Source organism: Streptomyces sp. NPDC050147 (assembly GCF_040660195.1).
GTDB lineage: Bacteria > Actinomycetota > Actinomycetes > Streptomycetales > Streptomycetaceae > Streptomyces.
Genome location: NZ_JBFALJ010000018.1, coordinates 57,152 through 72,138 on the forward strand (window position 1 = coordinate 57,152; position 14,987 = coordinate 72,138).

Sequence of the window (14,987 nt, forward strand, 5' to 3'; positions counted from 1 at the left end):
GATCTGCCACCCGGTCGGCCTCCCGACCGGCCTCCCGATCTCGTCCCGAGCGTCCCCGAACTCCCTTTCCTGCCAGGAGCGTTGACATGCCCGGGCGTCGCCCGTAACTTCCGTGCGCATCGACCGATAGTTTTCGGAACTCTTCCGGAAGGTGCGCTGCGATGCCTACCCCTCCCCTGCGCCGACGCATACGTACGGCCCTGGCCACCGCGGCCCTGACACTCGCCGCCACCGGCCTGACCGCCTGCGGCAGCGGCGGGCCCCAGGACAGCGGGGGCGGTGGTGGCGCCGCGCTGGAGGCCTGGGTCTACGGCGACCCGTCGGCGGCCGTTCAGCGCAAGGTCGTCGACCGCTTCAACAAGACCTCGGACGTCAAGGTGAAACTCGTCGAGATCCCCGGCGAGGGCTACCAGGACAAGATGCGCACCTCGATGGGCACCGGCAACGCCCCCGACATCTTCTTCAACTGGGGCGGCGGCTCCATCAGCGACTTCGCGGCCAAGGACATGCTCGTCGACCTCGGCCCGTACATGAAGAAGGACCCCGCGCTGAAGAAGGCGTTCATCCCCTCGATCCTGGACGCGGGCCGCATCGACGGGACGTACTACGGCGTTCCGATGCGCGGCATGCAGCCGGTGATCCTCTTCTACAACAAGAAGGTCTTCCGCGAGGCGGGCGCCGAACCCCCCGCCTCCTGGAACGACATGCTCGACCTGATCGACACCTTCAAGGAGCGGGACGTCACACCGTTCGCACTCGCGGGCGCCGACCCGTGGACCGAACTGATGTGGCTGGAGTACCTCCTCGACCGGATCGGCGGCCCCGGAGTCTTCCAGAAGATCATGGACGGCGACGCCTCCGCCTGGAGCGACCCCGCCATGATCGAGGCGGGCGAGATGATCCGTGACCTGGTCGACCGCGGGGCGTTCGGCACGAACTACAAGTCCGTCAACTACACGGCGGACGGCGCGTCCACCCTGTTCGCCCGCGGCAAGGCCGCCATGCACCTGATGGGCAGCTGGGAGTACGCCAACCAGCAGGCCAACCAGAAGAAGTTCGCCGAGTCGGGCCTCGGCTGGACCTCGTTCCCCGCGGTGCCCGGCGGCAAGGGCGACCCCAAGGACGTCGTCGGCAACCCCACCAACTACTGGTCGGTCAACGCCCGGGTGAAGAAGGGCGAACGGCGGGACGCGGCAGTGGAGTTCCTGAAGTTCGCCTCCCAGGAGGCCTACTCCAAGGACCTCGTCGCCAATGGAGACGTGCCGGCGACCGCGGACGCGAAGAAGCAGCTCGCCGCGCACGAAAGCCCCGAGTACGCCGCGTATCAGTACGACATGGTGCGCGAGGCCCCCTCCTTCACGCTCTCGTGGGACCAGGCCCTGCCCGCCAAGTTCACCGCACCGCTCACCAACAACCTGCAGAAGCTCTTCAACGGCGACCTGAGCCCGAAGGGCTTCGCCGACGCGATGCGGCGGGTGAAGTGAGCCCGGCCCCCGCCGGCAGCCGCGTGGGCCGTCCCGGTCTGCTGTGGGCGGCGCCCGGCGCCCTGTTCTTCCTCTGCTTCGCGCTCGGCCCGCTCCTCCTCGTCGGCTATCTCTCCTTCACCGACTGGGACGGACTCGGCGGCCTGCCCGCCTTCAGCGGCACCGGCAACTGGCGCCGGCTGTGGGAGGACTCCACGATGCGCGGGGCGGTGGTCCTGAGTCTGCTGCTCACCGCGCTGACCTGGCTCGTCCAGACGCCGATCGCGCTGCTGCTCGGCGTCTGGGCGGCCGGCCGGCAGAAGAACCGCGCCGTGCTGAGCGCCGTCTTCTTCCTGCCGCTGCTCGCCTCGTCGGTGGCGCTCGCGCTGCTCTGGAAGACTCTTCTGGACCCCAACTTCGGCCTGATCGCCGACATCGGGCCGTGGATCGGCTTCGCGGACGGCGACGTACTCGGCTCCTCGCGCGGGGCGTTCGGCGCAGTGCTCTTCGTGGCGGCCTGGCAGTTCATCCCGTTCCACACCCTGCTCTACCAGGGCGGGGCCCGGCAGATCCCGCGCTCCCTCTACGACGCGGCGTCGATCGACGGGGCGGGCACGGTGCGGCAGTTCTTCCACATCACGCTGCCGCAGCTGCGCAACACCATCATCACCTCGTCCGTCCTGATGGTGGTCGGCGCCCTGACCTTCTTCGACACCGTGCTGATCCTCACCGAGGGCGGCCCCGGCACGGACACCACGATCGTCCCCTACTGGATGTACGAGAGCGGCTTCGTCTCCCGCGACATGGGCTACGCGAGCGCCATCGCCACGGCGCTCGTCGTGGTCGCGACGGGCATCTCCCTGCTGCTCGTACGGCTCACCGGCTTCGCGGCGATGCGCTCCACGCGGGAGGGCCTGTGACCAGCACCATCGAGCGGCCGGGTACCCATGCCCCGGTACGTCCGCCGCGCAAGACCCGCCGTCGGCGGCGCACTCGCCCCAATCTCCCGGCCGGAGCAGCCTCGCTCGTCTGGCTGGTGATCATCGCGCTGCCGCTGTACGTCCTGCTCGCCACGACCCTCCAGTCGCGCGACGCCTACTTCGACCGCGGCGCGCTCTCCGTCCCCACCGATCCGACCCTCGACAACTACCGCCGCGTCCTGGACAGCAGCTTCTTCACCTATCTCCTCAACACCGCGGTGGTCACGGTCGCCTGTGTGGCGATCGTCCTGGTGCTCGGCGTGTGTGTCGGCTACGCGGTGGTGCGTGCGCGGGGCCGGGGCGCCCAGCGCCTCTTCCAGATGTTCCTGCTCGGCCTCGCGATTCCCGCCCAGGCCGTGATCATCCCGGTGTTCCTGCTGATCACGAAGTTGCAGCTGTACGACTCGCTGCTTGCGGTGATCCTGCCGACGGCCGCGTTCGCGCTGCCCGTGAGCGTGTTGATCCTCGCCGGTTCCATGCGCGACATCGACGAGGAGCTGTACGAGTCGATGGCTCTCGACGGTGCCGGGCCCGCCCGCATCCTGCTGCGCCTGGTCGTGCCGATGTCCCGCGGGGGCATCTCCACGGCGGCCGTCTACACCGCCCTGCAGGCCTGGAACGGCTTCCTCTTCCCGCTGATCCTCACCCAGTCCCCCGAGTCCCGGGTGCTCACCCTCGGGCTCTACGACTACGTCGGCGAGTTCCGCGTCGACGTGCCGGCGCTGCTCGCCGCCGTGGTCCTGTCCATCGTGCCCATCTTCGCCGTGTATCTCTTCGCCCGCCGTCAGCTGGTCGACGGTCTGATGGGCGCGGGCGGCCGCTGACTTGAGGAGTTTCATGGTCCACCCCTGGCAGGACACCACGCTGCCCGCGTCCGAGCGGGCCGCGGACCTGCTCGCCCGGATGACGGCACAGGAGAGACTCGCCCAGCTCTACAGCGTCTGGCCCGGCTCGGACGCCCAGGAGAGCGGCGATGTGGCGCCGCTCCAGCACGAGGTCGCCGAACGCGTCGACCTGGAAGCACTGCTCCCCCACGGGCTCGGCCAGGTGACGCGCCCCTTCGGCACGGCCCCCGTGGAGCCCGCCGAGGGCGCCGCCCGGCTCGCCGCCCTCCAGGAGCGCGTCCGCGCCGCGAACCGCTTCGCCCTGCCCGCCGTCGCGCACGAGGAGTGCCTCACCGGTTTCACCGCCTGGCAGGCGGCCGTCTTCCCCACACCGCTCGCCTGGGGCGCCTCCTTCGACCCCGAGCTCGTGGGCCGGATGGCGGCAGCCATCGGCGAGTCGATGCGCGCGGTCGGCGTCCACCAAGGGCTCGCCCCGGTCCTGGACGTCGTACGAGATCCTCGCTGGGGCCGCACGGAGGAGTCCATCGGCGAGGATCCCTACCTGGTGGCGACCATCGGCACGGCCTACGTCCAAGGCCTCCAGTCGGCAGGGATCATCGCCACGCTCAAGCACTTCGCGGGCTACGGGGCATCGCGCGGGGCCCGCAATCACGCCCCCGTGTCCATCGGCCCGCGCGAACTGGCGGACGTCATCCTGCCGCCCTTCGAGATGGCGGTACGTGAAGGGGGCGCGCGCTCGGTGATGCCCGCGTACAACGACCTGGACGGGCTCCCGGCCCACGCCCACCAGGCGCTGCTCACCCACCTCCTGCGCGAAGACTGGGGGTTCACCGGGACCGTCGTCTCGGACTACTTCGGGGTGTCCTTCCTGGAGTCGGCCCACGGGGTCACGGGCTCCAGGGCGGGGGCCGCCGCGCTCGCCCTGACGGCGGGCGTGGACGTCGAGCTTCCGGCGGTGCGGTGCTTCGGGGCGGGGGCCGCCGCCCCGCAGGACGCGGTGGACCGGGCGGCCCTGCGCGTACTGACCCAGAAGTGCGAACTGGGGCTCCTCGACCCGGACTGGACGCCGGGGCCGGCCGCTGCGTCGCCCGTGGACCTCGACCCGCCTCATATGCGGCTGCTCGCCCGCGAGTTGGCCGAGGAGTCGGTCATCCTGCTCGCCAACGCCGACGGGGCGCTTCCGCTGGCGCACGACGCGCGGATCGCCGTGGTGGGCCCGCTCGCCGACGACCCGGCGGCGATGCTCGGCTGCTACACCTTCCCGCGCCATGTGGGCGTGGAGCACCCGGAGTTGCCGATGGGCCTCGCCGTGCCGACGCTGCTCCAGGCGCTGCGCGCGGAGCTCCCGGAGGCGGTGTTCGTGGCGGATCCGGCCGACGCGGACGTCTGCGTGGTCGTGGCCGGGGACCGGTCCGGGCTTTTCGGGAGGGGCACGTCGGGCGAGGGGTGTGACGCGGCGGACCTGGAACTGCCGGACGATCAGGGCGACTTGCTGGACGGCGCCCTCGCCTCGGGGACCCCCGCGGTCCTGGTCCTCCTCACCGGCCGCCCCTACGCGCTCGGGCGCTGGGCGGACCGCCTCGCCGGGGTGGTGCAGGCGTTCTTCCCCGGCGAGGAGGGCGGCGGCGCGGTCGCGGGCGTGCTGTCGGGCCGGGTCAATCCGTCGGGGCGGCTGCCGGTCAGCGTGCCCCGCGAGCCGACGGGCCAGCCCTGGACGTACCTGGCTCCCCCGCTCGGTCACCGCGGGGAGGCGAGTTCCCTCGACCCGACGCCGCTGTTCCCTTTCGGCCACGGCCTGTCGTACACGACGTTCGCCTGGGACGTGTCCCCCGTCCCCGGGGAACTGCCCACGGACGGCGAGGTGACGGTGCGCGTCACGGTGACCAACACGGGCGGTCACTCGGGAGCCGAGGTCGTCCAGCTCTACCTCCACGACCCCGTGGGCCGGGTGGCGCGTCCCGTGGTCCGCCTCGTCGGCTACGCCCGTGTGCCGTTGGCGCCGGGTGAGTCCGCGGAGGTCGAGGCCACGTTCCACGCCGACCTCGCCGCGTACACGGGCCCCGAGGGCCACCGCATCGTCGACCCGGGGACTCTGGAACTCCGTTTCGGCGCGTCCAGCACGGCGATCCACCATCGGGTGCCGCTGACCCTGACGGGCCCGGAGCGGACCGTGGGCCACGAGCGGCGGTTGAGGTGCGAGATGCGGGTGAAGTAGGGGTCGCGTGCCTGCTCCCCTCGACTCCTGTGGCGCCTGTGGTCCTTTCGGGCCTTCCGGCGCCTCAGCCCCTCAGCCCCTCCCGCGCCTCAGCTCCCCTCAGCCCCTCCCGCGTTTGAGCAGCGGGGGTCTGGGGGTGGCGCCCCCGGTGCCTGGAAGGGGCGAGGTCGGGGAAAGCCCCGCAGGGCTGCGCCTCAGCCCCAGCCCGGCAGCCACCAGCAACAGCCCGCCCAGCATCACGAACGGAGCCGCGACCCCAGCCACCCCGGCGATGAGACCCGCCCCCGCGGGCGCGGCCACCTGCCCCAGCCGGTTCCCCGTGAGCCGCAACGCGAGCGCGGTGGACCGCGCCCCCTCCGGAGCGGCCTGCACGACAGTCGTCATCGACAACGGCTGCCCGACCCCGAGACAGAACCCCAGCAGCACCAGCATCACCCCCAGCCCCCACACGGGCACCGGCAGCGCGACCCCCGCGCACAGCACCGCGGCCAGCAGACACGTGACGACGATCAGCACCGTACGGCCGAGCAGATTGATCAGCGGCGTCATGACGAGCCGACAGGCGATCGTCGCGGCGGCCCGCAGCGAGAGGAGCACGCCGACCGTCGCGGGCGCGATGCCCCGGTGCTCACCGACCACCGGCAGGTAGGCCGTGAGGATGTCCGTCGCGGAGAGCACCGCGAGGCTGATGAAGATCCCCGCGGGCACGCCACGGGTGCGCAGAATGCCGAGCACCGGGACCTTGTCGCCGCGCTCGGCCGAGCCGTCGGCGGGACGGACGTGCTCGATGCGCCACAGCGAGGTGAGCGCGACCGCCGCGACCGCTCCCGACACGAGCAGGGCGAGGGCGCTCGTACGCCCCATGTCCCCGCCGATGAGGGAGCCCGCGGCGATCGGTCCGATCAGCTGCCCGAGCGAGGCGCCTATCGTGAAGTGCCCGAAGTTGCGGTCCTGTTCGTCGGGGGCGGACTGCCGGGCGACGATCGACTGGGCGCCGATCACGAAGCAGAGGTGGCCGAGGCCCATCACGCCGCTCCAGGCGGCGAGCGCGCCGAGCGTCCCCGCCGTGCCGCTGAGCGCGCACCCTCCGGCGATGAGGACCACGCCGATCGGCAGGAGCGGGGCACACCGTCCGTGGTCCGTCCTGCGTCCGAGCGGCACGGCGGCGAAGAGCGGGAGCAGGGCGTACACACCCGCGATGACCCCGATCGCCCGCTCGTCGGCGCCCAGCGAGAGAGCCCGGTAGGAGACGGCCGGACGCGCCATCGACACCGCCCCCTGCGCGAAGCTGAAGGCGATGACGAGGCGCAGCAACCAGGCCCGGCCCGGTGTCGATGGCATCAGATGATGCCGAAGAGGATTCCGGAGCCGAGCACGACGAGCGAGGTGAGCACGGCCCATTTGACGGTGAACTTGGTGTGGTCGCCGAACTCGACCTTGGCCATGCCCACGAGGACGTACACGGCGGGCACCAGCGGGCTCGACATGTGCAGGGCCTGTCCCGCGATCGAGGCGCGGGCGATCTCCAGCGTGCCGACGCCGTGCGCCTGGCCCGCCTCGGCGAGGACCGGCAGGACACCGAAGTAGAAGCCGTCGTTCGACATGAAGTAGGTGAGCGGCAGCGACAGGAGGCCGGTGACCAGGCCCATCTGCGGGCCCATGCCCTCCGGGATCGCGTCGACGAGCCACTTGGCCATGCTGTCGACCATGCCGGTTCCCTGGAGGACGCCGGTGAAGACGGCGGCCGCGAAGACCATGCCGGTGACGTTGAGGACGTTCTCCGCGTGGGCGCCGATGCGGGCCTTCTGGTCCGGCATGTGCGGGAAGTTGACCGTCAGGGCGAGCGCCGCGCCGAGCAGGAAGAGCACCGGGATCGGCAGCCACTCCATGATCATGGCGGTGAGCAGCACCACGGTGAGACCGGCGTTGAACCAGTAGAGCTTGGGGCGCAGGGTGGAACGGTTCGGGTCGAGCCCCTGGAAGCCGTCGTCCTCCTCCTCGCCGGCCTCGTCGGCCTCGTCGGCCTCACCCGCGGGGTCCGCGTCCGTTCCCGCGCCCGCTCCCCCGGTGGTCTTCTTGACGAGCGAGGTCCGCCCGCCGGTGCCGCCACCCGCACCCACCAGGACCGTCTCGCTCGCCGTCTCCTTCTCCAGGACCTCGTCGAGGGAGAGCATGCCGAGCCGCTTGCGCTCCCGCAGGCCCAGTGCGTAGGAGAGGAGGAAGACGGCCACGAGGCCCATGGCGAGCGCCGGGATCATCGGCACGAAGATGTCGGCGGCGTCGACCTTGAGGGCGGTCGCGGCGCGGGCCGTCGGACCGCCCCAGGGCAGGGTGTTCATGACGCCGTTGGCGGTGGCCGCGACGCCCGTCATGACGACGAGGCTCATCTTGAGGCGTTTGTAGAGCGGATACATCGCCGAGACCGTGATCATGAAGGTCGTCGATCCGTCGCCGTCGAGCGAGACGATCGCGGCGAGCAGCGCGGTGCCGACCACGATGCGCACCGGGTCCGCCTTGCAGAAGCGCAGGATGCCCCGGACGATCGGGTCGAAGAGGCCGACGTCGATCATGACGCCGAAGTAGACGATGGCGAACATGAGCATGGCCGCCGTGGGCGCCAGATTCCCGACGCCTTCGAGGACGTAGTCCCCGAGATGGGCTCCCTTTCCTACGAACACGCAGAAGAGCGCGGGGATCAGCACCAGTGCCGCGATCGGCGACATCTTCTTCATCATGATCAGCACCAGGAAGGTGGCGATCATGACGAATCCGAGGATTGTCAGCATGGGGGCTACCTAACGTTCACCATCGAACTCCCACCAGGTCTGGCGGTCCGGTTGACGTTAGGACCCGTTCTCAAGTGTTAACAAGATGTTGACGTGTGAGCAATAAGCGCAAAACTCCAGGTCAACGAGTTGTCGCTGGAACGAGGGCGGTGACGGACACCGGGAAGCCGTTCAGTACGGACGTCCCGGAGAGCGGGTCGAGGAGGGTGCCGTCCAGGAGCTGGTTCACATTGACCCCCGGGTTCTCGGCGGCGACGGCCAGGCGGGTGCCGGGACGGTCGTGGCCCCAGCCGTGCGGCAGGCTGACCACTCCGGGGCGCACGGCGTCGGTCACCTCCACGGGGACGGTGAGCGAGCCGCCGGCGGCCTCCACGCGCGCGTGGCCGCCGTTCTCCAGGCCGATGCGGGCCGCGTCCGCGGGGTGGACGTGCAGGGTGCAGCGGTTGGAGCCGCCGGTGAGGGTGCGCACGTTGTGCATCCAGCTGTTGTTGGAGCGCAGGTGGCGGCGTCCTACGAGGACGAGCTCGTCCGGGGCGGCGCGCAACGCGTCCGTCAGGCGCGGCAGGTCGTCCGCGATCGGTCCGGGGAAGAGCTCCACCCGGCCGCTGCGCGTCTTGAGCACCTGCGGGAGGCGCGTCTTCAGCGGTCCGAGGTCGATGCCGTGCGGGTGGGCGAGCAGCCGGTCGAGGGTGAGCCCGTCCTCGTGTGCGCCGAATCCGTCGCCGTAGGGGCCCAGGCGCAGCATCAGGTCGAGCCGCCGCTCGGGGCCGTTTTCGCCGGTGAGGAGAGCGGCGAGTTCCTTGGGGTCGCGGCCGTACGCGGGCGAGTGCGGCTCGGTGACGGCCTTGCCGAGGGTCTTGTCGACGACCATCGCGTCCACGGCGGCCGGGTCACCGCCGTGCATACCGCTCGCGGCCAGGACGAGACGCGCGAGGATCTCCGTCTCGGCCATCCTGCCGTCCGCCAGGGGCAGCGCGGCGCGGGTGTAGCGGACCTGGTTGCGTACGGCGAATCCGTTGAAGGCGAAGTCGAAGTGCGGGCTCTGGGAGGGCGGGGGCGGGGGCAGGATCACGTGGGCGTGGCAGGAGGTCTCGTTCAGGTACGGGTCGATGCTGACCATGAAGTCCAGTGAGGCCAGGGCCTTGTCGAGCCGGTCGCCGTCGGGCGTCGAGAGGACGGGGTTGGCCGCGACGGCGACGACCGCGCGGATCGCGCCGTCGCCGGGAGTGTCGATCTCCTCGGCGAGCGCGGCGATCGGCAGTTCGCCCTTGGCCTCGGGGTGCCCGCTCACCCTGCTGCGCCAGCGGCCGAGGGCGAAGCCCTTGCCGGGGCCCGCCGGGCGCGGTGCGCGGTCGGTGGCCGAGAGCGGGAACAGGGCGCCGCCGGGCCGGTCGAGGTTGCCGGTCAGGACGTTCAGTACGTCGACCAGCCAGTTGGTGAGCGTGCCGTGGACGACGGTGCTCGCGCCCATGCGGGCGTAGACGGCGGCGGTGGGCGCGGCGGCCAGGTCGCGGGCGAGGGCGCGGATGGTGTCGGCGGGCACGTCGCAGGCCGCGGACACGGCGTCGGGGGTGAGGTGCCGTACGGCTTCCCGTACGTCGTCGACACCCTCCACCTGGCCTTCGAGCACGCCGAGGTCGGTGAGTTGCTCCGCGAAGAGGACCTGGATCATGGCCGCGAGCAGGAGCGCGTCCGTGCCGGGCCGGATCGCGAGGTGCCGGTCGGCGAGCTTGGCGGTGCGGGTGCGGCGTGGGTCGACGACGGTGAGTGTGCCGCCTCGCGCGCGCAGCGCCTTCAGCTTGCCCGGGAAGTCGGGGGCCGTGCACAGGCTGCCGTTCGAGTCCAGGGGGTTGGCGCCGAGCAGGAGGAGATGGTCGGTGCGGTCCAGGTCGGGCACGGGGATGGCGAACGCGTCGCCGAAGAGGAGTCCGCTGGAGACGTGCTTGGGCATCTGGTCGACGGTGCTCGCGGTGAAGATGTTGCGGGTGCCGAGCGAGCCGAGCAGCACGGGCGGGTAGAGGCCGCCCGCCATGGTGTGCACGTTCGGGTTGCCGAGCACCACGCCGACGGCCTGCGGCCCGTACCGCTCGATCAAGGGGCGCAGCCCGGCGGCGACGGCGTCGAACGCCTCGTCCCAGCTCGCCTCGTGGAGCACGCCGTCCTTGCGTACGAGGGGGCCCTTCAGGCGGTCGGGGTCGGAGTCGGCCTCTGGGAAGGAGGCGCCTTTGGGGCAGATGAAGCCATGGCTGAACACGTCGTCCCGGTCCCCGCGTGCTCCGGTCACGCGCGCGGCGCCGGCAGTCCCTTCGATGGTGAGCGTGAGCCCGCAGGTGGCTTCGCAGAGGGGGCAGATACGCAGGGCTGTGCTGGGCATGGAGGACCCTCCAGGGCGGCGGCTGAGGCGCACGTGCTCTCTCACCATACCGACCGGTATGCATGGCGTCAGGCCCCGCGAACGATCCCGTCGCGAAACCGCGCACCGCGTCCCCTGCGTTCGGTCCGGTGAGCCCGCGAAACGTTCAGTCCAGTGAGCCCGCGAAATAGGAGTGCAGCAGGGTCCGCGTCTCGTCGATCAGGTCGGGATCGCCCGACGGGTGCACACGGAAGGCGAGTTGAAGGACGGCGTCCACCGCCTCGACACCGACGAGCACCGTGCGGCGCAGCTTCTTGTCCAGTGGACGGTCGAGGTGGCTCGCGAGCAGTCCCGCCACCCGCGCGGCCACGTCCGAGTTGGCGTCGGGCATCGCGTCGGGGGCCGAGGGGATGCCGAAGTCGACCAGGCCGAAGCCGGGGACGCCGCGCTTCATGGCGAGAAACTCGTCGAAGGCCACGTCGACCGCACCGCGCCAGTCGCCGCGCTCCACCCCGGCCATCCGCGCCGCCACGCGCTCCGCGTAGGCGTCGAGGTTGCGGTGGGCCAGAGCGTCGGCCATGGCCCGCTTGTTGCCGAAGAAGCGGTAGACCGAGCCGATCGGGACGCCCGCCCGGGCGGCGACGGCGCGGGTGCTCAGGTCTTCGTAGCCGACCTCGTCCAAGAGGTCGGCGCAGGCATCGAGGATGCGGGTCAGACGCTCGGCGCTGCGCTCCTGCACGGGCACGCGGCGCAAAGTCTTCGGGGGCGCAGGGTGCTGTGGCTGATCACGGTGGGGCATCCCCGGGAGAGTAGAGCATTGTTCACATCCATGGACCCCCTTGCGGAAGGAAAAAGTGAATCCTACGGTGTCCCATAGGAATCGTTGACGAGGGAGCGATGATGAGCCGGGAACACACCAGCGGCGCAGTGCGTGCGGACGCGAGCGACGCACGCAAGACGGCCGAGGCACTGACGTACCTCTCCGGCTTCGGCAACGAACACAGCTCCGAAGCCGTGCCCGGCGCCCTGCCGCACGGCCGGAACTCGCCCCAGCGCGCCCCCCTCGGCCTGTACGCGGAGCAGTTGAGCGGCACCGCCTTCACCGAGCCCCGCGCGCACAACCGCCGCTCATGGCTCTACCGCATCCGCCCCTCGGCCGCGCACCCGGCGTTCACCCGCGTCGACAACGGCGCACTGCGGACGGCCCCCTTCACCGAGACGCCCGACCCCAACCGCCTGCGCTGGAACCCGCTCCCCGAGCCCGCACCCGGCACGGACTTCCTCGCGGGCCTGTGGACCCTGGGCGGCAACGGCGACGCCACCCAGCGCACCGGCATGGCCGTGCACCTCTACCACGCCAACGCCTCCATGACGGACCGGGTGTTCAGCGACTCGGACGGCGAACTCCTCGTCGTACCCGAGCGGGGCGGGCTGCTCCTTCGCACCGAGTTCGGCCTGCTGTGCGCCGAGCCGGGCGAGGTGGCGCTCATCCCGCGCGGGGTGCGCTTCCGTGTGGAGCTCCTCGACGAGACCGCCCGCGGGTATGTGTGCGAGAACTACGGCGCGCCCTTCCAGCTCCCCGACCTGGGCCCGATCGGCGCGAACGGCCTTGCCAACGCACGGGACTTCAGGGCTCCGGTCGCCGGATACGAGGACAGCGCCGACGACGGCCGCCCGGTGGAGGTCGTGAACAAGTTCTGCGGGAACCTGTGGCGGGCGACCTACGACCACTCGCCCCTCGACGTCGTCGCCTGGCACGGCAACCACGTCCCGTACGTGTACGACCTGCGTCGTTTCAACGTCCTCGGCACCATCAGCTACGACCACCCGGACCCGTCGATCTTCACGGTGCTCACCTCGCCGTCCGACACCCCGGGCCTGGCGGGCGTCGACTTCGTCGTGTTCGCGCCGCGCTGGCTGGTCGGCGAGGACACCTTCCGGCCGCCGTACTTCCACCGGAACGTGATGAGCGAGTACATGGGCCTGATCGAGGGCGCGTACGACGCGAAGGCGGAAGGTTTCGTGCCCGGCGGCGGTTCGCTGCACAACATGATGTCGGCGCACGGCCCCGACCGCGACACCTTCGAGAAGGCGTCGGCCGCCGAGCTGAAGCCCCAGAAGATCGACGACGGGCTTGCCTTCATGTTCGAGACGCGCTGGCCGGTGACGGCGACCGAACAGGCAGCCCAGGCCGGACACCTGCAGCGCGGATACGACGATGTGTGGGAGGGTCTGGAGCGCCATTTTCGAAACTGATCGGCAACTGATCCGTTTCGATGCTGATGCCGATGCGGACTGATTGACTGATTCGGAGAGACCGTGACCGCTTTCGCCCCGGACTCGATCGTCCTGAATCGCAAGCTGCCGCTCTGGTACCAGGTGTCGCAGTCCCTGCGCGCCTCGATACTCGGCCGCACGCCCGACGCCCCGCTCCGGCTGCCCACCGAGGAGCAGCTGGCGGGGCACTACGGCGTGAGCGTCCTGACCATGCGCCAGGCGCTCAAGGAGCTGGAGGACGAGGGCCTGATCACCCGGCACCGGCGGCGCGGCACGTTCATCGAGCCGAGCGCCCAGCGCGGCTCACCGGTCCGGCTGCTCGGCTCGGTCGACGCGATCGTGGCCCAGCAGTCGGGCATGAGCACGCGGTTGCTCGCGCACGGCACGGGCCCGGTCTCCGGTGAACTCGCCGATTACTTCCCGGATCTGACCGAGGTGGCGACGTACCACCGGCTGCGCAGCGACGAGAAGACGGGCGAACCGACCAACCACGCCCACAACTTCGTACGCCCCGAGCTCGCGGACCGCGTCGACCTCGACGACCTGACGCGCTGGCCCATGACGAAGGTCCTCCGGGACGTGGTGGGCGTTCGCATCAGCCGCATCACCGACACCGTCGAGGCCACGCTCGCCGACCCGGAGACGGCCCGCCTCCTCGAAGTGCCGCTGCTCAGCCCGATCCTGCACTACACGGGCATCACGTACGACGAGGAAGGACGCGCCCTGGACGTGGCGCGCATCCATTACCGCGGGGACCGCTTCTCCTTCACGGTCACCCTCGACGCGACGTAAGGGTCTCGACGTACGATGCCGGGCGTGACGCACGACGAAGCGCCGCTGCTCGCGGACCTCATGCCGTGGTCCGTCGCACCGCTCCGGCCGGGCCGCGGGTGGCCGATGGGACCGGACGCCGCATCCCTCAGAGCCCGCTGGTCCGCGTTCGTGCGGGCGGACACGGCGGAACGCGAGAAGCTGCTCTCCCCCTCGCGCTCGCGCACGCTGCACACCGCGGTCGCCCAACTCCCGGGCCATCCGGGCGGCACGGTGCCGCTGGCCGCCGAGCCCGGCCCCTGCCCCGAACCGGTGCGCGTCCTGCACGGCCCCTTCGACGAACAGTGGCTGATCCCGGACCACCGGCTCATCGACGCCGCGCGCCCGGAGCTGTGGCGCGTCGCGGGCGAGGGTCAGCTGTTCCTCGTCGAGCAGGGTCACGTCACCGGTTCCTCGGGCCCCGCGGTCCTTGCCTCCGCCGTGCTGCCGGACGGGCGCTCCCCCGCCGGGCGGCCGGGCCGCATCCGCCCGCTGTTCCGCCGCCCCGGGGGCATCGAACCCAATGCGGCTCCGGGCCTGCTGGCGCATCTGTCCGCGTCGCTCGGCCAGGACGTCGTCGACGCCGGGGATCTGCTGGCCTGGACGCTCGCCGTCGCGCAGCCGTCACCGGCCGGGTGCCGGGTGCCGCTGACGTCCGACCCGGAGCTCTGGACGCGGGGCACGGAGCTTGGGCGCCGCGTCCTCGCGCTCCAGGCCCGCGGTGACGGCACACGGCCGAAGCTTCCCGGCGGCCGGCGACCCTACGTCCGCGCGCCGCTCCCCGCCCGCCCCGCTGAGGTCTCGTACGACGCCGACGAGGAGGCCCTGTGCGTGGACGCGGGCCGCATCTCGCCGGTGCCGCGGGAGGCGTGGGAGTTCGAGGTGAGCGGCGTGCGGGTCCTTGAGCTGTGGTTCGCGCGGCGCACGGAGACGGGTGAGAGAGGCTCCCTGGAGGCGATCCGGCCGACGGAGTGGCCGCAGGTCTGGACGTCCGAGCTTCTGGAGCTGATCACGGTACTCGCGCTGCTGGCGGAACTCCGCCCCCTCCAAGCCGACTTGAGCAGGTCGTTCGAGGGGGCAACCACCTCCGCCATCACCGCGGACGCACTGCACCGGGCAGGCATCCTCCCCGTGCCCGGCACGGCCCGCCGCCCGGCCTCGGTCCTGGACCACCACGAGGAAGGCCCCGGCGGCCAGTTCGCCCTCATCTGAGCCGCCCGGCCCGCGCGGGCCTCCGGGACCAGGAGGAAAAGACCCC

The 14,987-nt window shown here is 71.3% G+C and carries 11 protein-coding genes; 7 read left to right on the forward strand and 4 right to left on the reverse strand.

Annotated elements, in window-relative coordinates:
* Positions 1-161 precede the first annotated feature (161 nt).
* Genes AB0I94_RS25890 through AB0I94_RS25905 form a run of 4 tightly spaced genes read left to right on the forward strand, consistent with a single transcriptional unit; the run spans position 162 to position 5,503 of the window.
* Complete coding sequence (locus AB0I94_RS25890) at positions 162-1,484, forward strand: extracellular solute-binding protein (RefSeq protein WP_363312042.1); 1,323 nt, start codon at positions 162-164, stop codon at positions 1,482-1,484.
* Positions 1,481-2,383, forward strand: a complete 903-nt coding sequence (locus AB0I94_RS25895) for a sugar ABC transporter permease (protein ID WP_363312043.1) — start codon at positions 1,481-1,483, stop codon at positions 2,381-2,383. Before AB0I94_RS25890 ends, AB0I94_RS25895 begins: the two co-directional genes overlap by 4 nt.
* Positions 2,380-3,267 (forward strand): carbohydrate ABC transporter permease, encoded by an 888-nt coding sequence (locus AB0I94_RS25900; protein ID WP_363312044.1) that lies wholly within the window; start codon positions 2,380-2,382, stop codon positions 3,265-3,267. The genes AB0I94_RS25895 and AB0I94_RS25900 overlap by 4 nt, the downstream gene beginning before the upstream one ends.
* A gap of 13 nt (positions 3,268-3,280) precedes the next feature.
* Positions 3,281-5,503: a glycoside hydrolase family 3 N-terminal domain-containing protein gene (locus AB0I94_RS25905; protein ID WP_363312045.1), complete on the forward strand. Its 2,223-nt coding sequence runs from the start codon at positions 3,281-3,283 to the stop codon at positions 5,501-5,503.
* Between the two features lie 99 nt (positions 5,504-5,602).
* Here the strand turns inward: AB0I94_RS25905 and AB0I94_RS25910 are convergent, their stop codons facing one another.
* From AB0I94_RS25910 to AB0I94_RS25925, 4 genes are all read right to left on the reverse strand, one after another.
* On the reverse strand, positions 5,603-6,844 hold the full coding sequence (locus AB0I94_RS25910; protein WP_363312046.1) for an MFS transporter: 1,242 nt from the start codon (positions 6,842-6,844) through the stop codon (positions 5,603-5,605).
* Positions 6,844-8,289: a citrate:proton symporter gene (locus tag AB0I94_RS25915; protein WP_363312047.1), complete on the reverse strand. Its 1,446-nt coding sequence runs from the start codon at positions 8,287-8,289 to the stop codon at positions 6,844-6,846. Before AB0I94_RS25915 ends, AB0I94_RS25910 begins: the two co-directional genes overlap by 1 nt.
* A gap of 121 nt (positions 8,290-8,410) precedes the next feature.
* Positions 8,411-10,663: a molybdopterin-dependent oxidoreductase gene (locus tag AB0I94_RS25920; RefSeq protein WP_363312048.1), complete on the reverse strand. Its 2,253-nt coding sequence runs from the start codon at positions 10,661-10,663 to the stop codon at positions 8,411-8,413.
* Positions 10,664-10,808: 145 nt separating this feature from the next.
* Complete coding sequence (locus AB0I94_RS25925) at positions 10,809-11,441, reverse strand: TetR/AcrR family transcriptional regulator (RefSeq protein ID WP_363312049.1); 633 nt, start codon at positions 11,439-11,441, stop codon at positions 10,809-10,811.
* A gap of 101 nt (positions 11,442-11,542) precedes the next feature.
* Between AB0I94_RS25925 and hmgA the strand changes: the two genes are divergently transcribed.
* From hmgA to AB0I94_RS25940, 3 genes are all read left to right on the forward strand, one after another.
* Positions 11,543-12,898: a homogentisate 1,2-dioxygenase gene (hmgA, locus tag AB0I94_RS25930; protein ID WP_363312050.1), complete on the forward strand. Its 1,356-nt coding sequence runs from the start codon at positions 11,543-11,545 to the stop codon at positions 12,896-12,898.
* Positions 12,899-12,961: 63 nt separating this feature from the next.
* Entirely contained in the window at positions 12,962-13,711 is a 750-nt protein-coding gene (locus AB0I94_RS25935) for a GntR family transcriptional regulator (RefSeq protein ID WP_363312051.1), read from the forward strand.
* 15 nt (positions 13,712-13,726) lie between these two features.
* The gene (locus AB0I94_RS25940) at positions 13,727-14,941 is read left to right on the forward strand and encodes a type ISP restriction/modification enzyme (protein ID WP_363312052.1); all 1,215 of its coding nucleotides are present in this window, start codon (positions 13,727-13,729) and stop codon (positions 14,939-14,941) included.
* Positions 14,942-14,987: the final 46 nt, after the last annotated feature.